The organism is Streptomyces sp. CNP082 (assembly GCF_059570535.1).
The window spans coordinates 1-24437 of sequence record NZ_JCANSZ010000041.1 but is presented as its reverse complement, the minus strand read 5'-3'; the positions used below and the strand labels follow the sequence as shown (position 1 = coordinate 24437).

The window sequence follows — 24437 nt, the reverse complement described above, 5'->3', positions numbered from 1 at the left end:
CGGCGCGGTGTCATCGGCGCCCCACCACGGCGAGGTCGGGCTGGTTGTTCGCGGCAGGTGTGAAGCCGGTCAGCGCCTTCGCGCGCCCGTACCCGGTGACGAGGGTGACGGGGAAGAGACCGACGGCGTCCGACCATATGGTCCCGCAGGCGTCGCCGTAGAGGGCGTCGCGTTCCGGCCCCTCCGGCGCGCCGGCGGCCTGGGCGAGGACGGCGTCGAGCTGCTTGTTCGCGTAGCCGAGGCGATTGGCCTCCGAGGTGTAGAGGCGGCCGATGGTGAAGGCGGCGTCGCCGGTGGTCACGGTGTTCGTCTGGAGGTTCATGTCCCAGTCGAGGGTGTTCAGCCGCTCCAGCCACATCGCCTTCTCGATGCTCTGCGGCTCCACGGTGACGCCGATGCCGTCCCACGCCGAGATCAGCGCCTGCGCCAGCTCCCGCGACAGCGGCCCGGTGGCGTCGAACCACATCACCGAGGTGCTGAACCCCCGCCCGAGCCCGGCCTGCCTGAGCAGCCGGCGCGCGCCGTCCGGGTCGTACGGCCAGGGCTCCTGGGCGGCGAAGCCGGCCACGGTCTCGGGGATGGGGGCGCGCATCTGCTTGCCGCCGCGGCCGAAGAGGGAGTCGACGATCTGCGGCACGTTGACGGCCTGGCACAGTGCGCGGCGGACGTCGGGGTTGTCGAAGGGCTTGCGCGAGCAGTTGAACCAGTTGAAGTAGTACGTCCAGGAGGGCATGGTCTCGACGGTGACGCCGGACGCCCCGGTGACCTCGGGCAGTTGGTCAGGCGGGACCGGCCAGAGCAGGTCGACGTCGCCGCCCAGCAGGGCGGTGATCGCCGTGGAGGTCTCCGCGATGTACGGCATGGAGACCGCCGGCAGCTGGGCCGGGCCGCCCCAGTAGCCGTCGAACCGCGCCAGCTCGACGGAGGTCGACGGGGTGAAGTCGGTGACCCGGAACGGACCGGAGCCGACCGGGCTCCGCTTCTGCTCCGGGTCGGCGACCAGCCGCGCCGGGACGATGAACAGGAGCGTGAGGTTGACCGGGAGCGAGCCGAGGGGCCCGTCGGTGGTGAAGACCACCGTGTGGTCGTCGGGCGCCTCGACGCCGGTGACCGTCGCCCACAGCGGGGTCTGCGCGGACGCGACCTGCTGCGTGTGCTTCAGGCAGGCGACCACGTCGCGGGCGGTGAGCCTGCTGCCGTCGTGGTAGCGGACGCCGCGGCGGAGCGTGAAGACCCACCTGGTGTCGCCCTCGCGCCGCCAGCCGGTCGCAAGCCCCGGCGCCAGCTCCCCGCCCTCGCGCCGTACGAGGGTGTCGAAGACGAGCCGCTTGACGATCAGCGACGCCTCGTCGACGGCGGTCGCGGCGTTGTACGGGTCCAGGTCGGTGACCGGCTGCCCGAACGCCGCGCGCAGCGCGCCGCGGGGTGCGGCGCTGCCGATGCCGCAGCCGGACAGCAGCACCGCCGAGGCGCCCAGGCCCGCCAGGGCGAGGAAGTCCCGCCGCCCCGGACGGCCCCTTGTGCTCGTCCTGGTCATCTCACCACCTCCGGGTCAAGACTTGAGGGCCAGGTAGATCAGGACCTTGACGGACGCGGGCGCGCCGTCGGGGTCTTGTGCGTCGGCCGGGTCTGCCGCCGGGTCGTCCACGACCGTGCCGCGCAGCCGCAGCCAGCCGCCGAACTCCGCCGCCGGCCAACTGTGCAGCGGCCCCTCGCCGGGGTCGACGGACTGCTCCGCACCGGCATCGAGGTCGCACCAGTGCAGGCCGTCCGGCGATATCTGGGTGCGTACGAGCATCTTCGGGGCGCGCCCCGAGGAGTCGAGGACGCGGACGAACCAGCGGGCCTCGCGGGCCCAGGCGGCCTCGTACGGCTCGGTGGCGAACTCGCCCGTCAGCGTCCGGTTCCGCTCGATGACGGCGGTGAAGGACTGTCGCATGGTCATGGGGCACTCACCGGTCCATCGAGGGTGCCGAGGCGGGACGTCAACTGTCAGTCCTTCCAGGTAGGTTCGGATGCATGACGACAGAAGCGACCACGGAAGACATCGGGTACGCCCGATACAGCTACCGTGTGCGCCTGTCGCGTACGGCCCGGCGCGCACTCGAAGTCGAGTGGGGCCGGTGCCGGTGGATCTGGAATGAGTGCGTGGCCCGGTCCAAGAAGGCGTACACCGACGGTGAGAAAGTCGGCCCGGCCACGCTCGACAAGATGCTGACCGAGGCACGCGCACGAACACCATGGCTCGCTGAAGGGGCGTCGGTTCCTCAGCAGCAGCTCATCCGTGACTTCGCCAAGTCCCGTGCCAAGGTACTCAAGGACATCAAGGAACGCGTCCCGCGGCATTGCCGGGCAGGTATGCCGCGATGGAAGAAGAAACGCGAGGCGCGCCCGTCGCTGAACTACACCCGGCGCGGCTTCCATCTGAAGGGAAGGCGCCTGCACCTGGCTGGCGGAATTGTGCTGGGCGTGGTGTGGTCGCGGGATCTGCCGGCCGACCCGTCGAGCGTGCGTGTTTACCAGGACAGCACCGGAGGCTGGTACGCGAGTTTTGTCGTGCCCGCCCAGGCCGAGAAGCTGCCTGGCACGGGCCGCGTGATCGGCATCGACTGGGGCGTGAAAGAGACCGCCACGACCACCTCTGACTCCCACGACCTGCCGCACGCGCAGTACGGCCAGGCGGCCACGCAGAAACTCACCCGGTATCAGCGGATGATGGCCCGCAGGCGTCCCGCCAAGGGGAAGGCGGCGTCTAAGGGCTACCTTCAGGCGAAGCGGCAGACCGCGAAACTGCATAGGAAGGTCGCCCGGCGGCGGCAGGACACGGCCCGCAAGTGGGCCAAGCGCGTGGTCCGTGACCACGACATGATCGCCGTGGAGGACTTTCGTCCGAAATTCCTCGCCAGGACCACGATGGCCCGCAAGGCCGCCGATGCAGCAATCGGAGCCACCAAGGCGGCCCTGGTGGAGATGGCCCGCAAGCACGGCCGTGGTGTCCATTTGGTGCACCCGGCGCACACCACGATGGATTGCGCAGACTGCGGAGCGAGAACCAAGCACGCGCTGCCTCTCTCGGAACGAACGTATACGTGCATCGCGTGCGGAGTGTCCCGCCCCAGGGACAAGAACTCCGCCCGCGTGATGCTCGTCCGGGCTGGTCTCAACCCGGCTGGTGTCGAGGGCGTAAGACCTCCGGGAGCGCCGCTCCCGCAGGCTGCCTGAGCCAGGAATCCCCTTCCTCCCGGAGGGGGAGGATGTCAACAGTCCACCGAGATCAGCACGGAGTCGAGGTACAGGAAGTTCCGCACGTCGGTGTGGGTGCGGACGGAGACGTAGAAGTTGAGCAGGTTCTGCAGCGACCCGTACTCCTCGTCGTACGGCGGGACGGGCACGTCCCGCATGTCGTGGACGACGTCGTTGACCTGGAGTTCGACGTTGCTGCGGGTGCTGGTGTCGATGACCCAGCGCAGGTAGTGCCAGTTGACCTTGGTGGGGACCTCGTTGAAGCAGAGGTCCTGCCGCTCCCCGAACTGCCGCCAGTCGGCGGGGTCGGGGGCGGTGAAGTCCGCGGTCCGCGGGAGCTTGACCTTGCCCTCGAAGTGCTCGCGGGGGGTCGGCTCGGGGACCGTGGGGTACATCCAGCGGTGCTGCACGGTGTGGTCCAGATCGGTGTTCTGGTATCGCACCACGTTGTGGTAGCGCACGCCGTCGCAGATGTCGGTCGCGACGGTGACGGCCCCGAACTGCTGCTCCGACGGGTGGTTGTTGGCGTCCCACCTGCCGCCGCCGGCGGCGGTGGCGGCGCCGTTCTCCGCCGAGGCGGCCTCCGCCTTGTACGCGAAGTACGTCTCGAACTGCACCCGGCCCCGGCCGGACATCGTCAGCCGCCGGATCGCCACGCCGGTGTGGCCGGTGACCGGCCGGGTGGCGACCTTCAGGGCGTACGTGCCGGACATGGCCCCGTGCGTGCCGACGTCGAAGAAGTTGCACGAGCTGAGCTGCGGCGGCCGGAAGTCCGACATGTGCTCGTCTACGGTGTCGAGGTCACCGTGCTGGTCGTGGTTGCCGATCAGCTCGATCCAGCCGTGCGTCCCGGTGTTGAAGTCGTCGTGGACGAGGACGCGGCGCAGCGGGTTGAACTTCGCCAGCTTCGGGTCGAGCAGGCGCGGATCGGGGTGTGGTGCGGTCGTCACCGGTTTCCTTTCTGGAGGTGGACGGTGGCGTAGGACATGTTGTGGTCGGAGCGCAGGAGTTCGGCCTGCTCCCCTTCGGTCTCGGTGGTCTGCGGAATCTGCACCCACTCGCTGACCCGCGTGCCCTCGCTGACAAAGAGGTGGTCGATCTTCGCGCCGAGCGGCAGCGGGATCTTGCCGCCGTTGTACGAGGCGTAACTGTCGCCGGTGACGCGGTCGGCGACCGCGATCGAGTCGACGTAGCCGGTGTCGGCGAAGGCGTCGATGGCGCTGGCGCCCTCGGCGTCGGTGCTGGAGTTCATGTCGCCGGCGAAGACGATGGGCAGGTTGCGGGTGTGCTTGTTGCGGAGGGTCAGCTCCTCGGCGGTGCGCCTGGCGTCGGCGTAGCGGACCTCGTCCCAGTTCTTGGTCCAGCCGTTGGGGTCGGTGGCGCCGTTCTTGCGGTACTCCAGATGCATGTCGACGACGACGAAGCGGGCGCCCGACGCCTTCTCGCGGAGCACGTTCCAGGTCATGGTCTTGCCGTAGATCTCGGTGGAGTCCGGCAGCCACAGCAGGTCGTGGGGCAGTTCGCGCCCGCGCTTGTCGAGGTGGGAGTAGCGCTCGGCGTCGTAGTACGTGAAGCGCCCGGCGCCGGACTTGAGCGGGTAGCCCTGCTCGGGGTGGCGGGTCCCGGCGTAGTCCGCGGGCGCCTCGGCGTACCCGCGCTTCTCAAGGGCGGCGGTCAGCGGCGCGCGGAAGGACTCGACGTCGACCTCGGGCTGGGTGGGGGTGGCGTTGTTGCCGATCTCCTGCGTGGCGACGACGCCGAGCCCGGCGGCGTCGATGTCCGCGGCGACGTCCTCGGCCCGCCCCTCGGCCCACGGCCGCAGCTTGGTGGCGCAGTCGCGGCCGATGACCCGCTCGCACTCCTCCTTGGTGGGCAGGCACCCGTGCCCGCACACGTTGTACGTACCGACCCGGACGTCCACGGTCGGGGCGGTCCGGGCGGACGGCGCGGGTTCGCTGCTCTGGTCCTGCCCGGCGGCGGCCATGGCACCGGGCCCGCCGAGCAGCGCGAGGGCCATCGCGACACCGGGGACCACCACGGGGGATATTGCACGCAATCTAGGACGCATCTCGGCTCCAGCCTCGACATGAACGTTAACGTGAGCGTTGCGACAGGCACATTACGCATGCGGTGGCTGGAAGTAAACGGTCCGGACGCGACGAGTGCACGTACCCGGTGGTGCTGCGCGACTACGACGACGCGAACCTGCTGATGCTGCGCGAGATGCCGGGGTCGAGGTCGCCTTCACTCCGGGCGCGCAGCCCCGACGCGCAACTGCACAGCCAGCTCGTTCCGGACAATCGCGACCGCCACGTACGCCGTCGGCCCGTTCCTCTCGACCTCTCCTGCCGTGCGGTCCATCGGCGAGTTGCCGGGTGCGGTAGCGTAGCGCCAACAGGTTCGGTTACTGGGGCACAATGGAGCTTGTTTTCAGGTCCAGTCGTTCGTCGCAAAACCTACTGTGATCGGAGCGCCTGACCTTGGCCCGCACCAACTCCGCCACCGAGCTGTTGATCACGCTCGTCGCCGGCCGCGGCAGGCTGCACGAGCAGATTGAGGGCCAGTTGCGGCTCGCGATCCGCAACGGCACTTTGCGACCGGGGGCGGAGCTTCCGTCTTCACGAATGCTCGCCGCGCAGCTCGGGGTCTCGCGCGGGGTGGTGGTCGAGGCTTACAGCCAACTGATCGCCGAGGGCTATGTGACCGCCCGCGAGCGGGCGGCGCCGCGCGTCGCCACGCACGCCGTCGGCAGTGGCGGCCGTCCGGTGGACCCGTTGGCTCCGCCACCGTCGACCCTCCGCTTCGACCTCTCCCCCGGGGTGCCGGCGCTCGATGCCTTTCCTCGCGGCGCCTGGATCTCTTCCCTGCGTCGCGTGTTGCGCGAGATCGGCGACAGCGAGTTCGGCTATCTGACGCCGGCCGGCCACCCGCGGCTGAGGGAGGCGTTGGCCAACTACCTCAGTCGGGTCCGCGGCGTCGCCGCCTCCGCCCAGTCCGTGGTCATCACCCAAGGGGCGACGCAGGCCATCGGCCTGGTCAGCGCGGCGCTACGCGCCCGCGGCATTGAACGGATTGCTGTCGAGGATCCGTCGCACAATGAGGAGCGCGAGGTGATCAGCCGCGCCGGAATCTCGATCGTCCCGGTCCCGGTCGACGGTGAGGGAATCCAGGTCGACGCGCTCGAAGAGAGCGGCGCGCAGGCTGTCCTGTTGACGCCGGCACACCAGTTCCCGACCGGGGTGCTGCTCTCGCCGGAGCGGCGCGAGCAGTTGCTGCGATGGCTCGACGGGGGCTATCGATTTGTGATCGAGGACGACTACGACGCCGAGTTCCGCTACGCGGTGAGCCCGGTCGGGGCCTTCCAGGGACTGCGGCCGCAGGCTGTCCTCTACACGAGTTCGGTAAGCAAGTCGCTGATGCCGGGACTACGCCTTGGCTGGTTGCTGCTGCCGGATCACCTCGTCAACGAAGTGATCGAACGTAAGCGCTACGCCGACCTCGGCTCGCCGACTCTCGACCAGCTCACCCTGGCCGACTACCTCGAGCGGTCGGAGATGGACCGGCACCTGCGGCGACTGCGGATCCGCTACCGGAAGCAGCGTACCGCGCTGCTGGCGGCACTCGAAGACCACTTTCCAGGCTCGCGCGTGCTCGGCATCCCGGCCGGCCTGCACTTGGCGGTAGAGATCAACGTTCCGAACGAGAACGACTTCCGGCGCCGCGCACTCGAGGCTTTGATCAGAGTCGGCGGGATCGCCGAGCACAGCATCGCCGCCACTCGACCGCCGACACTCCTGGTGGGCTTCGCCGCGCACCACGAGCGAGCCTTGAAGGAGGCCGTCGAGCGCCTGGCCGAGGTCGCCAACGTGTAGCAGAGCGATCTTGCACGTGTCGAGTCATCCTTCGGGGCTTCACTTCTGACGATCTGGTCCTAGTTTCTGGCGAAGTTCTGGCACTGGTTATCGGTCCAGATCAGATCTAGGTTCGCCTCCTGCCCTGCAAGCCCGGGGGGCAGTGACCGAACCCGAAAAAGCCGAAGGAGACCTTCCTGTGGGTGCGCGTGTTCCGGAGCCGTTCCGGATCAAGATGACCGAACCGATTCGCCTGCTGGACAAGCCGTTGCGGCAGGCGGCACTGGAGGCGGCAGGACTGAACCCCTTCCTCCTCAACAGCGAGGACGTCTACATCGACCTCTGCACAGACAGCGGCACGGGCTCGATGACCGATCGCCAGTGGGCGGCGCTGATGACAGGGGACGAGGCGTACGCGGGCAGCCGCAGCTTCAACCGGCTGGCCGAGACCGTCGAGCTATTGTTCGGATACCCGTACACCATTCCGACTCATCAGGGGCGGGGTGCCGAGCAGATCCTCTTCCCGGAGCTGGTCCAACGGACCGGCTCTGAGGAGCCGGCATTCGTCTCGAACTACCACTTCGACACGACCAAGGCACATGTCGAGCTTGCCGGGGCCGAGGCTGTCAACGTGCTGACTCCCGAGGCTATGAACACGACCACCGACCATGACTGGAAGGGCAATTTCGATCTTGTCGCCCTCGAGAAGGTGATCGCCGCCCGCGGCGCGCAGAACATTGCGGGCGTGATCGCGACCCTCACGTGCAACAGCGCCGGCGGGCAGCCGGTCTCGATGTCCAACCTCGCCGCCGCCTCGGCGATCACCCGCGAGCACGGCATCCCCTTCATTATCGACGGCGCCCGCTACGCAGAGAATGCCTGGTTTATCCAGCACCGCGACCCGGCCTTCCACGCCCGCGAGATCGCTGAGATCGCCCGCGAGATGTTCTCCTATGCCGACATCTTTACGATGTCGGCGAAGAAGGACGGGTTGGTCAACATCGGCGCCCTCTGCTGCTTCAAGGAAGACGAGGACCTGTTCCGCGCCGTGCAGATGCGCTGCGTGCCGATGGAGGGCTTCGTCACCTACGGCGGCTTGGCCGGCCGTGACATGGAGGCCCTGGCGGTCGGCCTCGAAGAAGGGATGCGCCAAGAGCACCTCAACTACCGCATCGCCCAGGTCCGCCATCTCGGCGAGAGGCTGAAGGCCGGCAACGTCCCGATCCAGTCCCCTACCGGCGGCCACGCGGTCTTCGTCGACGCGGCAAAGATGCTGCCGCACATTCCCGGCGAACTCTTCCCCGGCCACGCGCTCGCCTGTGAGCTCTACGTCGAGTCCGGCGTCCGCGCGGTCGAGATCGGCTCGCTCATGCTCGGTCGCAACCCGCGCACAGGCGAGCAGGAGCCCTCGCCTCTGGAGCTGCTGCGGCTGACGGTCCCACGCCGGGTCTACACCAACGACCACATGGACTACATCGCAGACGCGATCATCGCCCTCAGCAAACGGGCCCATGAGATCCGGGGGATGACCTTCGAGTTCGAGCCGCCGGTCCTCAGGCATTTCCTTGCCCGTTTCACGTGGGAGGAAAATGCGGCAAAGCCGGTCGGGTCAGGTGGGGAGTACGGCGAAAGTCGTTGATGCGGCGGTCGAGGCATTGCCGTCCTGCCGACGCCCGTTCGCGACCGAGAACACGTACTGCACTGGATCACCTGGCGCTGCCATCATCAAGCCGTTGCCACCGACTGCCACCAACGACGTCACCGGCTGCAGGACACCCCGTGATCGAAACTGCAGCGGGGCGGGGGCCGGTAGACCTTGCCGGGGGACTACCGCAGTTCGGCGAGGAGTTCGGGGGAGAAGTTGTTGCCGGTCACGATGGTGGCGAGGGTGCCGGCCGGGAAGCGGTGCTGGAGTGCCGCGGCGACGCCGAGAGCGGCGGCGGGTTCGAGGATCAGGCCGAGGGTGTCCCGTACCGTCCGCAGCGCCTCGCGGATCTGGTCGTCGTCGACGAGCACGACGTCGTCGACCACCCCGCGCATCCGCGCCACCGCATCGGGCACCGGCACCCGCACGGCGACGCCGTCGGCGATGGTCCGGGCCTCGGGGGTGGAGAACGGCTCGTCCCGGCGCCAGCTTTCGGCCATCGCGGGGGCGCCCGCCGCGCAGACCCCCACGACGCGGGTCCGGGGCGCACGGGCCTTGGTCCAGCAGGCCACGCCGCCGATCAGGGCGCCGTTGCCGAGCGGTACGAGGAGGGTGCCGGGCAGCGGCGCGAGTTCCACGGCGATGGTGCCGGCGCCCTCGGAGATGCGCGGCTCGTGCCCGTCCTCGACGAAGAGGCGGCCGGGGGCGCCGTCCGCGTAGGCCCGCGCGGCGTCCTTCGCGGCGTCGAAGTCGTCGCCGGCCAGGACCACTTCGGCGCCGAGGTCGCGCATCCGGGCGACCTTGACGGGGTTCGCGCTGCGGGCGCAGTACACGGTGACGGCGATGCCGCGCGCGCGGCCCGCGTAGGCGATGGCCTGGCCGAAGTTGCCGGCCGAGGCGCACACCACCTGCTGTCCGCCGGTCACGTCGTGCATGAAGTAGTCGGCGCCGCGGCCCTTGAAGGAGCGGATCGGGTTGCACATCTCCAGCTTGAGCGCCAGGTCCCGGCCCACCCGGCGGGCCAGTGCGGCGTCCTCGACGTACGGGCTGTCCCGGAAGACGGGATCGACAAGGCCGGCCGCTTCCTCGATGTTCTGCACCTGCAGGGGCTTCACCATCTGCGTATCGTATACGATAGGCGAATGGCCGTACGATCGACTCTCCAACTCGGCGACCCCGCACTGCGCGTGCCTGCCACCGCCGTCCCGGAGCCGGGATCAGCACAGACCGCCGAGACCACAGCCGACCTCGCGGACACGCTGGCCGACTGGGTGGCGCGCACCGGATACGGCCGCGGCATCGCCGCGCCGCAGATCGGCGTGCCCCACCGGATCGTCCACCTCCACCTGGACACCCCCTGGACGCTGGTGAATCCGCGCATCGTGGGACGATCCGAGACGACGTGGGAACTGTGGGACGCCTGTCTCAGCTTCTCCGTGCAGTTCTTCTGCAAGGTCAGCAGGGCGACGTGGGTGGACGTGGTCTACCAGTCCCCGGACGCCGAGCAGCACAGCCTGCGCGCGGACGGCGACCTCGGCGAACTGCTCCAGCACGAAATCGACCACCTGGACGGCATCATGGCCGTCGACCGGATGACCTCGACGACCACCCTGTGCATGCGCTCGGAGTTCGAGCACCGCCACCGCGATGAAAGCCCCTACTGATGACCTCGTACCCCGTCGGCGCCCCCGAGCCCATCACCCGGGCCGAACCGCTCCGCGAAGCCGTCTACCTCCGCGTCGTCGACCTGATCTCCTCGGGCGAGTACGCCCCCGGCGCCCCCCTCACCGAGGCCGGCCTCAGCCGCACCCTCCAGGTCTCCCGCACGCCGGTACGCGAAGCGCTCCTCCGCCTCCAGGCGGAAGGCGTCCTGCAGTCCGCCCTCGCCCGCGGCTTCACCGTACGTCCCCTCATCCGCCGCGACGCCGCCGAGCTGTACCCCGTCCTGGCGACCCTCGAAGCCCTCGCCACCCGCACGATCACGTCGCTCGACGCCGTCACGACGCGGCAGCTCCACACCACCCTCGACGAACTCGCCCAGTGCGCCGACCCGGTACGCCGCTGGCAACTCGACACCGAGTGGCACACGACGATCGCCGCGGCGGCGGGCAACAGGCACTTGCTGGGAATGCTCACCCGACTGCGCACGAACCTGTCCCGCTACGAACTCGCGTACATGCGCGAGGTCAAGCACCGCGCGGAGGTCGACCACGAGCACCGGAAGGTGCTGGCGGCGCTCGCCGAAGGCGACTTCGCGCACGCCGCCGACCTGCTGGAGAAGCACTGGCACGACGGCATGCGCACCATCCTCGACTGGCTCGACGGCCACGCGGACCGGCCCGCATCCTGACCGGAAAAATGCCGGGCTTTCCGTGTGGTGCGGACCGCCTGGCCCGGATTAAATACCCGCCTCATTGACCTGATTCGGCGCGCGTTCGCATGGTGCTCCGTAGCCCCGGATCAGTCGATCGAGGAGAGTGCGACGGATGAGCACCGGTACCGAGTACGGGTGGCGCACCAGCCGGGGCCGTGCTGGCAGGCACCGCGGGTGCCGTGGGCGCGCTGGCGCTGCCCGCGGGCGCGGCGTCCGCCGCCACCGGCGCGGCGGGCGCCGCAGACGCGGCGGCGGCGGCCGGGGAGTCCCCCGCGAACTGGCCGGACCCCGAGCCGTACGGGCTCGCCGACACCAGAGCCGATCTGTGGCCCCGCGAGGACGCCTGGAGTGGACCGGCGGCCCAGCGCGCACCGGGTGCGGCAGAACTCCACGCCGCAGGCGGTGGTCCGCGGCGACGACCTGCTCGACGTGCTCGGCGGCGCCGGCTACCAGCTCTTCTACGCCGGGAAGACGCACATGTACCGCGGGCGGAAGGAGTTCTTCGACGCCTTCTCGGGCCCGTACGGGCACGAGAGCGGACCCGACGAGACCACCGAGCAGCAGTAGTTCGCCGCCTGGCTGCGCTCCATCGACCACGGGCCGACGACCGAGGCGACCCCGTTCCCGGTGGAGCTGCAGTTCGCGCACCGCATCGTCTCCGACGCCATCGGGCAGATCAGCGCCCGCGACCCCGGCAGGCCGTTCTTCTCCTGGGTCTCCATGCCCGAGCCGCACAACCCGTACCAGGCGCCGGAGCCGTACTTCTCGCTCTTCGGCGAGGACGAGGTGCCGGCGCGGGCCTGCGGGCCCGAGGCGGCGGAGGCCAAGGGCGGGGCGTACAAGTGGCTGCGGGAGCTGGTGGAGGAGAAGCGGCCCGGGTACGACCGGCTCTGGCGGCGCTATCGCGCCACGTACTGCGGGATGCTCCGGCTCATCGACGACCAGTTGCGCCGCCTCGTCGACCACCTGCGGGCGCAGGACGTCTGGCGCGACACCCTGCTGGTGTTCCTCGCCGACCACGGCGACTACACCGGCGACTACGGCCTGCAGCGCAAGGGCGCCGGGATGCCGGAGGTGCTGGCGCGGGTCCCGCTCGTCGTGCACGGCTGCGGCGTCAAGCCCCGCGACAACCGGCGGGACTTCGTCTCGCTCGCCGACCTCCTGCCCACCGTCTGCGAGGCGGTCGGGCGGCCCCTGCCGCTCGGCGTCCAGGGCCGCAGCCTGTGGCAGATCCTCACCGGGGCGGACTACCCGGCCGCCGAGTTCGCCGACATCGTCACCGAGCGCGGCTACGGCGGGCTGCCGTACCCGGACGACGCACGGCCCGAGCTGCACTTCCCGTACGAGGGGACCAGGTACGACGAGCTGAACAGCGTGACGCAGAGCGGCGCGTCGCGGATGCTGCGGCACGACCGCTACAAGCTCTACCAGCACGTGGACGGCACGGGCGAGCTGTACGACGTCGCCGCCGACCCCATGGAGCTGCACGACCGCTTCGACGACCCGCGGCTGCGGGACGTACGGACCGACCTGACGCAGCGGCTGCACCGCTGGGCGCTGCGGCTCACCGACGACCTGCCCGCCGGGCAGTACGACCCCCTCCTGCCCCCGCACAACTGGCACCGGCCGCCCGGCGCCTAGCCGCGCCGCGCGCCCGCCGGGGCGCACGGGGCCCGCGCGTCCCGCGCGTCCCGCGTACCAGGAACGTTTTGGCACTCCCGCACTCCGCATGTAGCGTGTGCGCCTTCTCCGGCCCGGCCGTCGCGCCAACTCGCCGGGGACACCGCGCAGTCGAGAGTGAGCGAAGGTCGAAATGAAGCACGGCATACGTGGGCGCCGGGCCGCCGTCGCGGCGGCCGGGACGGCGGCGCTGCTCGCGCTGGCCGCCTGCGGCAGCGACGACGAGGGCGGAGCGAGCGGCGGTCCCGCGCAGGCGGACGCCGTCGAGGCGATGCGCGGCGTCAAGTCCGTCCACGCGACCGGCGAGATGATCCTGATCGCCGACCCCGCCCAGATCGACGTGCAGGTGGACAGCGAGGGCAACTGCGCGGGCAGCGCGAAGAGCGACGAGGGCGCCGTCGAGTTCGTCATGCAGGGCGACACCGCGTGGCTGAAGCCGGACGCCGCCTACCTGGAATCCGAATGGATGTACGACGCTCCGGTGATCGCCGAGGTGGAGGGCTCGTACCTGGAAGAGGCCAAGTCCGACGCCCCGTCGGCCCTCGCGGACCTGTGCAACCTGAAGACGTACGTCAAGCAGACGGACAGCGTCGTCTCGTTCAGCCCCGGGATGACGCAGAAGGAGCAGACGGAGCACAAGGGCGTCGCGGTCGTCCCGTACGTGAACGAGGACCCCTCGACCAGCGACGGCGCCAGCATGAAGATCGCCGCCGAGGGCAAGCCGTACCCGGTGGCCATCACCGACCCGGAGGGCGCGGAAGTCGACCTGGCCTTCTCGGCGTTCGGGGAGCCGGTCAAGGCCGAGGCGCCGGCCGCGGACTCGGTGCTGACGGAGGAGCAGCTCTCGGACATCCGGCTGGAGACCATGTAGCGGGCGGTGGGGGCGCCCGTTTCCGGGACGGCGGCGGTACGGGTCGGGGGGCCCGTACCACCGCCGTCAGCCGTCTCCGCCTCCGCTTCCGACTCCTGCGGCGCACCTGCCCCTGCCTACGATGGAGGCATGGCTGGGGCGAGCGGTCTGCTGATCGCGGGCCGGTACCGGTTGGACCGACCGGTGGGGCAGGGTGGCATGGGCCGGGTCTGGAGCGCTCGCGACGAGCTGCTCGACAGGCAGGTCGCGGTCAAGGAGATCCTCTTCGCCGCCGGCGTCGAGGACAGACAGCGGGACAAGCAGCTACGCCGCATGATCACCGAGGCCCGCGCGGCGGCCCGCCTCAACCACCCCGGCATCACCACCGTGTACGACGTCGTCGAGCACGACGGCGCCCCGGTGATCGTGATGGAGTTCGTCGCCGGCAGCTCCCTGGCCACCGTACTGCGGGAACGGACCCGGCTGCCGGTGCCGCGGGTCGCGGAGATCGGGGTCCAGGTCCTCGACGCGCTGGCCGAGGCCCACGCCGCGGGCGTGGTGCACCGCGACCTGAAGCCGGACAACATCCTGGTCACCGCCCGGCGCGCGGTGATCACCGACTTCGGCATCGCCGCCATCGCCGACGCGGCAGGACCCGAGAGCGCGACGGGCCTGACGACCACCGGCGGCATGCTGGGCACTCCCGCGTACGCCTCCCCCGAGCAGTTGAGCGGCGAACCGGCGACGGCCGCCTCGGACCTGTGGTCATTCGGCGCCACGCTGTACGCGGCCGTCGAGGGCCGCCTGCCCTTCCACGGGGCGGACCTGTGGACGCTGCGCCAGGCCGTCTGCGAATCCGACCCGGCGCCCTTCCGCCACGCCGGCACGCTGGCCCCGGTCCTCACGGCGCTGCTGGCCAAGAACCCCGCCGACCGCGCAACCCTCGCGGCAACGGCGGCGTCCCTGACCCGCCACACGTCCCGTACGGCGGCAGCCCCCGGGGCCCGCACGCCACGCCGCCGCCCCTGGAAACTCCGCCCCACCCGCCGCACCACGCCGGCCCCGCCCACGTACGCCGTGGAGGCCACCCCGACGCGGATCACGCGGGCCGACCCCGTGGAGGAACTGGAACGCGCGGCACGGGAGCGGCTGCACAGCCAACTGGAGGTCCACCTCGGGCTCCTGGACGTCATCGCCGAGTCGCCGCCTTCGGACGCGGACCTGCTGACGGGCCTGAAGAACCTCAAGGACACGCACACCCACCGGGTGAGCCGCATCCTGGAAGACGAGGAACACAAACTCCACCGCTTACGCGACCACGAAGACGCGGAGTCGTGGCAGGCCATCGAGTCGTACGCGGCCCGCCACGGCGAATGGCTAGCCGCCCACCGCCGCACCCTCGCCGCGCTCGATACCACGCTCCCGCTGCCGACGACCCTCCTGACGGGAGAAAGCGCGCATCAGGCCCTGCTCGCAGCGGTCGACACCTTCCGCACCCACATGCTTGAACTCCTCTCGGACTGAGCGACGGCGAGCGGGCGCGGGGGGGGCGTGCCGGCGGGGGGTGCGTCTCGTTGAGCAAAACTCGGCCCGCGTGGGCGATTTGCCCCCGTATGGCGTGAGGGTTACCCAGAGTTTGTCCCCGTCGCGCGCACCTGAGGGCTGCCGGTGCGGCGGCCCGGCAATGGTGACAGGGCGTCAGGCGGTGAGGTGTGCGCCGCCGTCCGTTTCGAGGACGGTTCCGGTGATGTTGGGGTTGGTGGCCAGCAGCACGACGGCCTCGGCGACGTCCGGGGCTGTGGCTATGCGCTTGGCGGGCAGGGCGTCGGCTGCCTGCTGGAAGAGGGCTGATCGGTCCTCGGCGGCGAGTCCGTCCCACCACGGCGTGTCGACGTACCCCGGCGAGACGGCGTTCACCCGGACCGGCGCCAGTTCGGCGGCGAGCGGTTGGACGAGTCCTTCGACAGCGGCGTTGAGCGAGCCGACCCCGGCGGTGCCGGGCAGTGCGGCCCGTGCGGTGACGGCTCCGACAAGGGTGATCGAGGCGTCCTCGCCGAGGTGGGCGAGCGAGGACTGGAGTGCGGTGACCGTGGGCCAGTACTTCTCCTCGAACGCCTGCCGCAGGCCGTCGAGGGGCAAGTCGGCGAGCGGGCCGAGCCCGCGCCTGCCGCCGAGGGTGATGACGAGGTGGCGGATCGGGGCGATCCGGGCCGCGAGCGCCGCGACCGCCGCCGCGGCGGCGGCGTCGAGTACGTGCCCGTGGACGTCTCCGCCGATGGCTGCCGTTGCGTCGTGCAGTCGCTCCGGGTTGCGTCCGGCGATGTGGACCGCGTGTCCTCGACCGGCGAGTTGCCGGGCGACCGCCAGGCCGACTCCCGACGTGCCGCCGATCACGAGTGCAGTGGACATGCTGACTCCTTATTTCGATACGTCGCGTCTCACATCAGCGTAGCACCGTTTCTAGACGTGGCGTCTCGGTATGGTTAAGCTGGCATCCATGACCGGCGCTACGACACCCGCCCGTGGCCGCAAGCGAAGCGAGCAGACCCGGCTCGCTATCCTCACCGCGGCCTACGAGCTGACGACCGAGGTCGGCTTCCAGGACCTCACCGTCGAAGGCATCGCCGCCCGCGCGGGGGCAGGCAAGCAGACCGTGTACCGCTGGTGGCCCACGAAGGCGGACGTCCTGCTCGAAGCGCTGGCGCTCAAGGCGGACCTGAAGGTCTCCACCGCGGACCAGGGGGCCTTCGACGCGGAGCTGGACGCGTTCCTGCGGGACTCCGCGGCCCTGCTGGCATTCCCGGGGGTGGCCCCCGCCCTGCGCTCCCTGATGGCCGAGGCGCAGCGGGACGCAGACTTCCGCCGCCGCTTCCAGGACGGCTTCCTGATCAAGCGCAGGACGGCGCTTGAGACCATCGTCGAGCGGGCTGCGAAGCGGGGCGACAAGCCTGCTCACCTGACGACAGCCTTCGCCGCCGACGTGGTGTTCGGTCTGATCTGGTACCGAGTCCTCGCCACCGAGCGCCTGCTCGACCAAGGCGACATCACCGCCATCCGGCGAGTGCTGACCGACCACCCCGGCGAGGAGTAGCGCATGCCCGATCGAACCATCGTCATCACCGGAGCCACCGACGGGCTGGGCCGCGCACTCAGCGGCGCCCTCGCCCGCCGGGCGGGCGTGCCGGCGGGGGGTGCGTCTCGTTGAGCAAAACTCGGCCCGCGTGGGCGATTTGCCCCCGTATGGCGTGAGGGTTACCCAGAGTTTGTCCCCGTCGCGCGCACCTGAGGGCTGCCGGTGCGGCGGCCCGGAACTTCGCCTCGGTGCTGGACCAGGCCGAGCACGGGGAAACCATCGTGATCACTCGCAACGGCAGACGCCTGGCGATCCTCGGGCCCGCGCCACGCGGGAACGGGGCCGCGCTCGCCGACGTACTGGAAGCACACGCCGCGACCCTCGACGAAGACTTCGCCTCCGATGTGCTGGACACCCGGGAACTGCTCACCCTGGAGGACCCGTGGGAAGGGTGATCCTCGACACCGGCGTCCTCGCTTCGGCTGACCGTGGTCGGCTTGAACTGGCCAAGCTGTTGCGTGACCGCGACGACGACATCACCATCGCCGCGGTCACTGCGGCTGAACTGCTCCAAGGCGTGGAACTCGCCGGTGACGAACTCACCACGCGAAGGCGCCAGGCATTCGTCGACGCGGTGCTCGCCGTAGTGCCTGTGGATGACTACACGCTGGATGTGGCTCGTGTGTACGCCCGACTGCTTGCGTACACACGCAGGTCGGGCAGGCCGCGTGGGGCACACGACCTGATCATCGCGGCCACGGCGATCGCTACGAACCGGACGGTGGCGACCACAGACGCCAAGGCGAAGTTCGATGAACTGCCCGGCGTGGCCGCGGAGATGATCGTCGCCGGGTAGCGATGCAGGCTGGCCGCGGGCTTCGGCCGCGGGGCGTCTCCAGCAGGGCGGCCGGGGCCTCAGAGGTAGAGCTGTTGTTCGCAGTCCTGGCAGTAGGTCTTGCCGCCGCGTTTCCCCGTCCGCGCGTGGTCGCACCCCCCGGCGCGGGACGTCGCGCCGGGGGTACGGAGCCGGGGGGACGCCTCGGCCGTGCCGCCCGCGGCGGCGCGGTGCCGGCCTTCCCCGGGCGGGGTGCGCGGCGGTACGTAGGCGGGGAGGGTCAGCGTCGCGTAGCGGGCGGCGCGGTGGCCGCGGCGGTCGCGGCCGTGGGCCTGGGCGCGCACCATGTGGTCCAGCTCGGCGATGCACGCCCCGCAGCCGTACATCTCACCGCCGGCCCCCGGCGTGATCACCGACCCCACCCACACCACGGCCACCTCCTCCCGCCGGCAGAACAGCCAACACGCGCCCGACTGCCACCCGTTGCCGTCCCCGGCCCGCGCCACCGGCGGCCAGGCGTCGCGCCACGGCCGCTCCACGGCGGGCAGGAACCCGTCGCCCCCCGGCCGGTTCGCAGTCACTGCGGGATCTCCCGCTGCCGGGTGCCGCGGGACCGGAGGGCGGCGGCGAGCGCGCGGGCGGTGGCGATGTTGCAGCGCCCCAGGTCGATCAGCCCGAGCGGCGCGGCCCCGGTGCACGAAACGGGGTCGAGTCCCAAGGACGGCAACACCACCCCTGCCTCCTTCAGCGCCTCCCGCAGTTCGTCGCACGCCTGCCCGGCCTGGGTGACCCTGTCGGGCGTCTGGGGGCTGCCCATCGTCGCCATATCCGTCGCTCCTTGCCTCTTACTTCCCGGGTCCCTCGTCCGGGTCGGTAATCACGAAGTGTGCCGCCAGCATCACCGTCGCGACGTACTCTCAACAGGCCAAACGGCGTTCCAAGGCACGTGGAAAAGAAAGGGGATTGAACGAATGACCGAGCCATTATCCGAACTGAGCGACGAGCCGGGGAACGGCCTTGAGTGGTTCGGGCGCGAGGTGGCGGCGGCCCTTGCCCACAAGGGCGTCAACCAGCGCCAACTGGCAGACGCTACGGGCTACAAGGAGCCGTACGTGTCGAAGGTGAAACACGGCAAGGCGCGGGCGTCGATGTACTTCGCCGAAGGGTGCGACCGGTACTTCGACACGTCGGGGTACTTCGCCCGGCTGCTGGTCCGGGTGAGCGAACGCGGGCATCCCGGCTGGTTCGTGCCGTACATCAACCTGGAGAAGCAGGCCAGCCGGATCGAGAACTACTCCAACTCCTTGATCATGGGGATGCTTCAGACCGGGGATTACGCGGAGGCCACGTTCCGGGCCACGCAACCACGCGAGAGCGACGACCAGATCAGGGCCAGGGTCGAAGCCAGGCTGACCCGTCGCGAGGTCATGGAGCGCGACAAGCCGCCGCTGCTGTGGGTGATCCTGCACGAATCGACGCTACGGACCGAAGTGGGCGGCCGAGCCGTCATGGCCGACCAGCTCCGCCACCTTGTCTCCGTCGCAGGAAACCCCCACATCACGCTCCAAGTTCTGCGCTTCGCAGCGGGTGCCCCCGCGTCGCCCGGTCCGTTTATCCTGCTAACGCCAGACGACGGGGCAACAGTCCTGTACTCGGAGAGCAAGGGGCAGGGGCACGTGACGGACTCCGCCGCGGCGGTGGACAGCGCGCGCACGGCGTACGAGCGTCTGCGGGCCTCCGCTCGTGACCCCGACGAGTCCCTGGCTCTGATTCGGGAGATCGCGGAGGAGTACACCAGATGAGCAGCACACGGTGGATCAAGAGCACGTACAGCGGCGGCAACGGCGGCGAATGCATCGAGTGGGTGTGGGTCAAGAGCACGTACAGCGGCGGCGACGGGGGCGAGTGCATCGAGTGGGCGCCGGACCACGCGGCAACCACCGGCGAGATCCTGGTCCGCGACAGCAAGAACCCCCACGGCCCCGCCCTCAGCTTCGACACCGCAGCCTGGTCCGCATTCGTCACCGCCGTCCAGCGGGACGAGTTCGGCACCCGCTGAACGCCTTCCCGGCCCCGGCCTGGGCACCCCCCGGACGGCTCCGGGCAACCGGAGCCGTCCGGGGGTGGGCCCGGTCGTCGGGTGATCCGGGTCGGGCGATGTACGGGGTGGGCGGCGATTGCACCTCGCCGTGACGAACTCGCGGTAACCCGCCCCCAAAATCAGCCCAAATCACCCACCCGAGCCGAGTTTCGCCGAACGAGGATCACCCGCCCCGCCCGGCCGGGGTGGGCATTGCGCCGGAAGGGCCGGCGGGGAAAGCTGGTCGGTGGTGTGGTGCCCTCGACGGAGTGGGTGATCGGTGCGGTGACGGACAGTACGCCGGAAGCGTCGGAAGGGCGGGGGGAGCCGGCCCGTACAGACGGGGAGGGATCCGTCCGGAACGTGGTCGACGGGGCGGTCGACGGGGTCGTGGTGCAGGTCGGCACCGTCGCGGGGGACCTGCACGTACAGCAGGCGCCGCCACCCGTTGTGGTGCCGCGGCAACTGCCCCAGTTACCCGGGCAGTTCACCGGGCGGGGCGACGAGTTGGCCTGGCTCGCCGAGGCGCTCGATGGTGAGGCCGGGGCCGGGCAGGGCCGGCCGCTGGTGATCTCGGCGATCGGCGGGGCCGGCGGGATGGGCAAGACGTGGCTGGCGCTGCGGTGGGCCCACCAGCACCTGGACCGGTTCCCGGACGGGCAGTTGTTCGTCAATCTGCAAGGGTTCGACCCTTCCATGGAGCCGGTCACCCCGTCGGCGGCGCTGCGCGGTTTCCTCAACGCTCTCGGGGTGGAGCCGTCGTCGATCCCCGCCGGACCGGAGGAGCAGGCGGCGCTCTACCGGAGCGTGGTCAGCGGGCAGAGACTGCTGATCCTCGCCGACAACGCCCGCGACAGCGCGCAGGTCGTCCCGCTGCTGCCCGGCACCGCGACCTGCACCGTCCTCGTCACCAGCCGCACCTCGCTGACCGGTCTCGTCGCGAGCCACGGCGCGCTGCCGCTGCCGCTGGACGTCCTGGCCGAGGAGGAGGCACGGGAGCTGTTACGCCAGCGCGTCGGCGCGGAGCGCATTGCCGCGGAGCCCGGGGCGGTGGCTCAGCTCGTGGAGATCTGCGCCGGCCTGCCGCTCGCGCTGGGCATCGTCGGCGCCCGCGCCGCCGCCAGTCCGCACCTGCCGCTGGCTGCCCTGGCCGACGAACTCGTCGACACCATCACCAGATTGGAAGTGCTGGAGACGGATGACATGCGGGTGAACCTGCGGGCGGCCTTCTCCTCGTCGTACCGTGCCCTGTCGCCTGACGCCGCGCGGGCGTTCACCTTGCTGGGGGTCGCGCCGGGTACGGACATCGGCCTGCCGGCCGCCGCCAGTCTCGTGGGGTGGCCGCTGTCGCGGCTGCGGCTGGTCATGCGCGAGCTGGAGCAGGCGAACCTGTGCCGCCGCGACGCCGCCAACCGGTTCCGTATGCACGACCTCATCCGGCTGTTCGCCCGGGAGCAGGCCGAGCGCGACCTCCCGGAAGACGACCGTCTCACTGCGCTGCGGCGGGTGACGGACTTCTACGTCCACACGGCGTGCGCCGCCGATCGGCTGCTCCACCCGCACCGGGAGCCCGTCAGCCTGCCCGAGCCCGTCCCCGGGCGGGTCTCGCAGACGTTGACGGACGAGGCCGGGGCACTGGCGTGGCTGGAGGCGGAGAAGCCCAACCTGGGGAGCGCACAGCAGGTGGCGATCGACCGCGGGTGGCATGCGGCGGTGTGGCAGCTCATCTGGGGCCTGGGCACGTTCCACCTGTGGCGGGGCTACGCCCAGGACAACTACGCCATGTGGCAGGCCGGCCTGGCCGCCGCCCAGCGCCTGGCGGATCCGGTCACCCTGTCGCTGGCCCACCGCTCCGTCGCCTACACCTGCGCGCCGCTGAACAGGTACGACGAAGCCGCCGCGCACATGACGCAGGCGCTGGCCTGCGCGGACGAGGCCGACTCCGCCAGCGACAAGGCGCACAGTCACTTCGCCTTCGCGTGGATCCGCGGCCGGCAGGGCAAGCACGACAAGGCGCTCTTCCACGCCCTGGAGGCCAAGCGGCTCTTCCAGGTACTCGACGACGAGATCTGGCTGGCGAGAGCGCTCAACACCGCCGGCTGGCACCACGCGCTCCTGGGGAACTACGCCGAGGCCCGGGAGTCCTGCGAGGCGGGACTGGCGTTGTGCCGCCTGCGCGGCAATCGGGTCGGCGAGGCGAGCACCCTGGACAGCCTGGGGTACATCGCCCAGCAGACCGGCGACTACGCGAAGGGCCTGGAGCACTACCACCAGGCGCTGGCCCTGTACCGCGACTCCGGCAACGCCCACAACGAGACCGAGATGCTGGAGCACGTCGGAGAGATCTACGTCGCCCTCGGCCGGCACGCTGAGGCCCGTACCGTCTGGGAGCAGAGCCTCGCATGGTACGAGACCCACGGCCGCCCCGGGGACGCGGACCGCCTGCGGCAGTGGCTGGCGGATCTCCCCGCCGCGCCCGGCTAGGAGTCGGACCAGGTGCGGGTGGACAGCACCAGCAGATACCCGTCGGGGTCCCGGAGCGTCACGCCCCAGGTGTCCCAGTACGGATTGTGCGCCGGCACGCGCTTCCCGCCGTGCCGCACAAGCCGCGCCACCAGGGTGTCGGGCACTGGTTCGCCGAGGTAGACGACCAGAAGGTCCTCGGGGGTCGGCCGCGGCTCCACGGGGGCGGCGGGGTCGCGGACGAGTTCCAGATGCCAGCTTCCCCGGGGCCAGCCGACCATGAGAAGCGAGCTCTCGCCGGGGGTGCCGTCCGCCTCATGCCGGTACAGGACGTCGAGCCCGAGGCCCGCGACCCAGAAGCGTTCCGCTGCCGTCAGGTCGCGCGAGGGACGGGCGATGCGGATGTGTGCTGCGGCGTCGGCCGGCATGGGGTACCTCCTGATCCTGGTCGGAGCGGCCCGGCGGACCAGCGTCCGCATCCGTGGGCTCGGTTGGCAGCGAGCTTAGAGATCACCCGCCCGTACGCCATCGGTCCCTGGTCCTAGTACTCCAGTCGCAGTTTGCTATCGGTGCTGGTCAGAAGCGCTATTCTGAGTGTACTTGGTTGACGTGCCGTCAGGTGTGGGTAGTTCGTGACCTTGGGTGCGGTAGGTCGTTGTACTTGTCGTGCAAGATGATGTGCGGCCCGATGTCTGGTCGGCGGAGCTGGAAGAGCTGCTGGTGCGGATCGGTCACCGGTTCGGGCGGGTGGATCTGCGGTTGCGCATGCGGGCCTATGTGCGCGGGCTGCTGGGACCGGTGGGCCGGAAGAACGGCTGGCAACTGGCTGAGTACGCCGGCCACAGCACTCCGGCCGGGTTGCAGCACCTGCTGAGCCGGGCCTGCTGGGATCCCGATGAGATACGCGATGACCTTCAGGAATACGTCGCCGAGAAGCTCGGTGAGCCCGGCGGTGTGCTGATCGTGGACGACACGGGGTTCCTCAAGAAGGGCGTGACGTCGGCCGGGGTGCAGCGGCAGTACTCCGGCACCGCGGGACGCACCGAGAACTGCCAGATAGGCGTCTTCGCCGCGTATGCCTCACCGAAGGGGCGGGCGCTGGTGGACCGGGAGCTGTACCTGCCGAAATCCTGGACCAGCGACCCTGACCGCTGCGCTGCGGCGAAAATCCCCCGGCAGCGGGAGTTCGCCACCAAGGGCGAGCTGGCCAGGGCCATGGTGGCGCGGGCGCTGGCCTCACCGCTGCCGATCGCCTGGGTGACCGCGGATTCCGCCTACGGCCAGGAGTGGCGCTTCCGGCGGATGCTGGAGGAAGCCGGCGTCGGCTACGTCCTGGCCGTGCCCAAGTCCCAGCACGTCCACGCCGTGGGCCGCATCGACTTCGCCATCGCCCAGGCCCCCGACGAGGTGTGGGAACGCCATTCTTGCGGCGACGGCGCGAAGGGCCCGCGCGTCTACGACTGGGCCGCAGCTCGCCTGCCCACCATTGACGACTTCGACGGCGAGAAGCCTGCCCACCACCGGTGGGTCCTGGCCCGCCGCAGTCTGACCCGGCCAGAGGAGATCGCTTACTACCTCGCCTACGCACCCACCGGCACCAGCATCGCCGAACTGGTGCGCATCGCCGGAACCCGCTGGGCGATCGAGGAAGCCTTCCAGGCCGCCAAGAACGAGTGTGGCCTGGACCAGTACGAAGTCCGCCGGTATCCAGGCTGGTACCGGCACATCACCCTGGCCATGCTCGCCCACGCCTTCCTCGCTGCCACCGCTGCCCAAGCCAGCACAAGGGGGGCAGCAGAAACGGTTCCGGCGCCCTGGCACCGCTCACCGTGGCAGAAATCCGGCGACTCCTGGCAACTGGCCCTGCCCAGCCCCATCTCCGGCGCACCGGCCACGCACTGAACTGGTCCAGATGGCGCCGCCGCCACCAAGCCACCGCCCGCCGCTGCCACTACCGCACCCGAGGTCACGAACCACCCACACCTGACGGCACGTCAACCAAGTACACTCAGAATAGCGCTTCTGACCAGCACCGATAGCAAACTGCGACTGGAGTACTAGGTCGTGTCCGCAAAGTGGTTGGTGCGTTGGTCTGTTCGTGGTGCGTCGTCATGAGCTGACTGATCAGGCGTGGGTGGTGATCGAGCCGTTGCTGGCTCCTTCGCGGATGGGCCGTCCGGTGCGGGATCGCCGTCAGGTGGTCAACGGCATCTTGTGGAAGCTGTCCACCGGAGCGGCCTGGCGGGATCTGCCCGAACGCTACGGCCCGTGGAAAACGGTCTACGAACGCTTCCGCCGCTGGTCGGCCGACGGCACTTGGAACCGGCTGCTGGCCCACGTCCA

The 24437-nt window shown here is 70.3% G+C and carries 26 protein-coding genes; 17 read left to right on the top strand and 9 right to left on the bottom strand.

All coding sequences use genetic code 11. From position 1 onward, the window contains the following. Window positions 1–10: 10 nt before the first annotated feature. Both B124_RS26895 and B124_RS26890 read right to left on the bottom strand, forming a co-directional pair. A complete protein-coding gene (locus B124_RS26895; protein WP_496505553.1) occupies window positions 11–1537 on the bottom strand; it encodes an ABC transporter substrate-binding protein in 1527 nt (508 codons plus the stop codon). Between the two features lie 15 nt (window positions 1538–1552). Beyond that, window positions 1553–1945 carry a hypothetical protein gene (locus B124_RS26890; RefSeq protein WP_496505552.1) on the bottom strand — a complete coding sequence of 131 codons (393 nt, stop codon included), beginning with the start codon at window positions 1943–1945 and terminating at the stop codon, window positions 1553–1555. Window positions 1946–2019: 74 nt separating this feature from the next. On the opposite strand from B124_RS26890, the gene B124_RS26885 reads away from it, so the two are divergent. Next, window positions 2020–3222 (top strand): RNA-guided endonuclease InsQ/TnpB family protein, encoded by a 1203-nt coding sequence (locus B124_RS26885; protein WP_496505551.1) that lies wholly within the window; start codon window positions 2020–2022, stop codon window positions 3220–3222. Window positions 3223–3257: 35 nt separating this feature from the next. Here B124_RS26885 and B124_RS26880 read toward each other — a convergent pair whose 3' ends face one another. Then, complete coding sequence (locus tag B124_RS26880) at window positions 3258–4193, bottom strand: DUF6772 family protein (protein WP_496505550.1); 936 nt, start codon at window positions 4191–4193, stop codon at window positions 3258–3260. Further along, window positions 4190–5281: an exonuclease/endonuclease/phosphatase family protein gene (locus B124_RS26875; protein ID WP_496505549.1), complete on the bottom strand. Its 1092-nt coding sequence runs from the start codon at window positions 5279–5281 to the stop codon at window positions 4190–4192. The genes B124_RS26880 and B124_RS26875 overlap by 4 nt, the downstream gene beginning before the upstream one ends. A gap of 442 nt (window positions 5282–5723) precedes the next feature. On the opposite strand from B124_RS26875, the gene pdxR reads away from it, so the two are divergent. Next, complete coding sequence (pdxR, locus tag B124_RS26870; RefSeq protein ID WP_496505548.1) at window positions 5724–7115, top strand: MocR-like pyridoxine biosynthesis transcription factor PdxR; 1392 nt, start codon at window positions 5724–5726, stop codon at window positions 7113–7115. Between the two features lie 142 nt (window positions 7116–7257). After that, window positions 7258–8733: a tryptophanase gene (locus B124_RS26865; RefSeq protein ID WP_496505547.1), complete on the top strand. Its 1476-nt coding sequence runs from the start codon at window positions 7258–7260 to the stop codon at window positions 8731–8733. Window positions 8734–8921: 188 nt separating this feature from the next. Here the strand turns inward: B124_RS26865 and B124_RS26860 are convergent, their stop codons facing one another. After that, window positions 8922–9857: a threonine ammonia-lyase gene (locus B124_RS26860; protein WP_496505546.1), complete on the bottom strand. Its 936-nt coding sequence runs from the start codon at window positions 9855–9857 to the stop codon at window positions 8922–8924. 24 nt (window positions 9858–9881) lie between these two features. Here B124_RS26860 and B124_RS26855 point away from each other — a divergent pair, with 24 nt between their 5' ends. The 6 genes from B124_RS26855 (at window position 9882) to B124_RS26830 (ending at window position 15167) form a co-directional block, all read left to right on the top strand. After that, window positions 9882–10403 (top strand): peptide deformylase, encoded by a 522-nt coding sequence (locus B124_RS26855; protein ID WP_496505545.1) that lies wholly within the window; start codon window positions 9882–9884, stop codon window positions 10401–10403. After that, entirely contained in the window at window positions 10403–11089 is a 687-nt protein-coding gene (locus B124_RS26850; RefSeq protein WP_496505544.1) for a GntR family transcriptional regulator, read from the top strand. The genes B124_RS26855 and B124_RS26850 overlap by 1 nt, the downstream gene beginning before the upstream one ends. Window positions 11090–11461: 372 nt before the next feature. Next, window positions 11462–11680 carry a hypothetical protein gene (locus tag B124_RS26845; RefSeq protein WP_496505543.1) on the top strand — a complete coding sequence of 73 codons (219 nt, stop codon included), beginning with the start codon at window positions 11462–11464 and terminating at the stop codon, window positions 11678–11680. Window positions 11681–11740: 60 nt separating this feature from the next. Further along, window positions 11741–12754: a sulfatase-like hydrolase/transferase gene (locus B124_RS26840; protein WP_496505542.1), complete on the top strand. Its 1014-nt coding sequence runs from the start codon at window positions 11741–11743 to the stop codon at window positions 12752–12754. 172 nt (window positions 12755–12926) lie between these two features. After that, a complete protein-coding gene (locus B124_RS26835) occupies window positions 12927–13664 on the top strand; it encodes a hypothetical protein (protein WP_496505541.1) in 738 nt (245 codons plus the stop codon). Between the two features lie 129 nt (window positions 13665–13793). Further along, the gene (locus tag B124_RS26830; RefSeq protein ID WP_496505540.1) at window positions 13794–15167 is read left to right on the top strand and encodes a serine/threonine-protein kinase; all 1374 of its coding nucleotides are present in this window, start codon (window positions 13794–13796) and stop codon (window positions 15165–15167) included. Window positions 15168–15341: 174 nt separating this feature from the next. Here B124_RS26830 and B124_RS26825 read toward each other — a convergent pair whose 3' ends face one another. After that, window positions 15342–16052 (bottom strand): SDR family oxidoreductase, encoded by a 711-nt coding sequence (locus tag B124_RS26825; RefSeq protein ID WP_496505539.1) that lies wholly within the window; start codon window positions 16050–16052, stop codon window positions 15342–15344. Between the two features lie 88 nt (window positions 16053–16140). Between B124_RS26825 and B124_RS26820 the strand changes: the two genes are divergently transcribed. From B124_RS26820 to B124_RS26810, 3 genes are all read left to right on the top strand, one after another. Further along, the gene (locus tag B124_RS26820; RefSeq protein ID WP_496505538.1) at window positions 16141–16734 is read left to right on the top strand and encodes a TetR/AcrR family transcriptional regulator; all 594 of its coding nucleotides are present in this window, start codon (window positions 16141–16143) and stop codon (window positions 16732–16734) included. A 191-nt stretch (window positions 16735–16925) separates the two neighbouring features. After that, window positions 16926–17171: a type II toxin-antitoxin system Phd/YefM family antitoxin gene (locus B124_RS26815; RefSeq protein WP_496505597.1), complete on the top strand. Its 246-nt coding sequence runs from the start codon at window positions 16926–16928 to the stop codon at window positions 17169–17171. Further along, entirely contained in the window at window positions 17168–17572 is a 405-nt protein-coding gene (locus B124_RS26810) for a PIN domain-containing protein (RefSeq protein WP_496505537.1), read from the top strand. Before B124_RS26815 ends, B124_RS26810 begins: the two co-directional genes overlap by 4 nt. 59 nt (window positions 17573–17631) lie before the next feature. Here the strand turns inward: B124_RS26810 and B124_RS26805 are convergent, their stop codons facing one another. Together B124_RS26805 and B124_RS26800 are read right to left on the bottom strand one after the other, a co-directional pair. Continuing rightward, complete coding sequence (locus tag B124_RS26805) at window positions 17632–18132, bottom strand: hypothetical protein (RefSeq protein WP_496505536.1); 501 nt, start codon at window positions 18130–18132, stop codon at window positions 17632–17634. Beyond that, window positions 18129–18377: a hypothetical protein gene (locus tag B124_RS26800; protein WP_496505535.1), complete on the bottom strand. Its 249-nt coding sequence runs from the start codon at window positions 18375–18377 to the stop codon at window positions 18129–18131. Before B124_RS26800 ends, B124_RS26805 begins: the two co-directional genes overlap by 4 nt. A 145-nt stretch (window positions 18378–18522) precedes the next feature. Here B124_RS26800 and B124_RS26795 point away from each other — a divergent pair, with 145 nt between their 5' ends. The 3 genes from B124_RS26795 (at window position 18523) to B124_RS26785 (ending at window position 22115) form a co-directional block, all read left to right on the top strand. Then, a complete protein-coding gene (locus tag B124_RS26795; RefSeq protein ID WP_496505534.1) occupies window positions 18523–19353 on the top strand; it encodes a helix-turn-helix domain-containing protein in 831 nt (276 codons plus the stop codon). Then, entirely contained in the window at window positions 19350–19610 is a 261-nt protein-coding gene (locus tag B124_RS26790) for a DUF397 domain-containing protein (RefSeq protein WP_496505533.1), read from the top strand. Before B124_RS26795 ends, B124_RS26790 begins: the two co-directional genes overlap by 4 nt. Window positions 19611–19994: 384 nt before the next feature. Further along, window positions 19995–22115 (top strand): ATP-binding protein, encoded by a 2121-nt coding sequence (locus B124_RS26785; protein ID WP_496505532.1) that lies wholly within the window; start codon window positions 19995–19997, stop codon window positions 22113–22115. Here B124_RS26785 and B124_RS26780 read toward each other — a convergent pair. Next, window positions 22112–22522 (bottom strand): VOC family protein, encoded by a 411-nt coding sequence (locus B124_RS26780; protein ID WP_496505531.1) that lies wholly within the window; start codon window positions 22520–22522, stop codon window positions 22112–22114. The two genes, B124_RS26785 and B124_RS26780, sit on opposite strands and share 4 nt — an antisense overlap. 250 nt (window positions 22523–22772) lie before the next feature. Between B124_RS26780 and B124_RS26775 the strand changes: the two genes are divergently transcribed. Next, complete coding sequence (locus B124_RS26775) at window positions 22773–23996, top strand: IS701 family transposase (protein WP_496505596.1); 1224 nt, start codon at window positions 22773–22775, stop codon at window positions 23994–23996. Between the two features lie 196 nt (window positions 23997–24192). Continuing rightward, window positions 24193–24437: transposase (locus B124_RS26770; RefSeq protein WP_496505530.1), on the top strand; the 245-nt coding region annotated here is incomplete at its 3' end.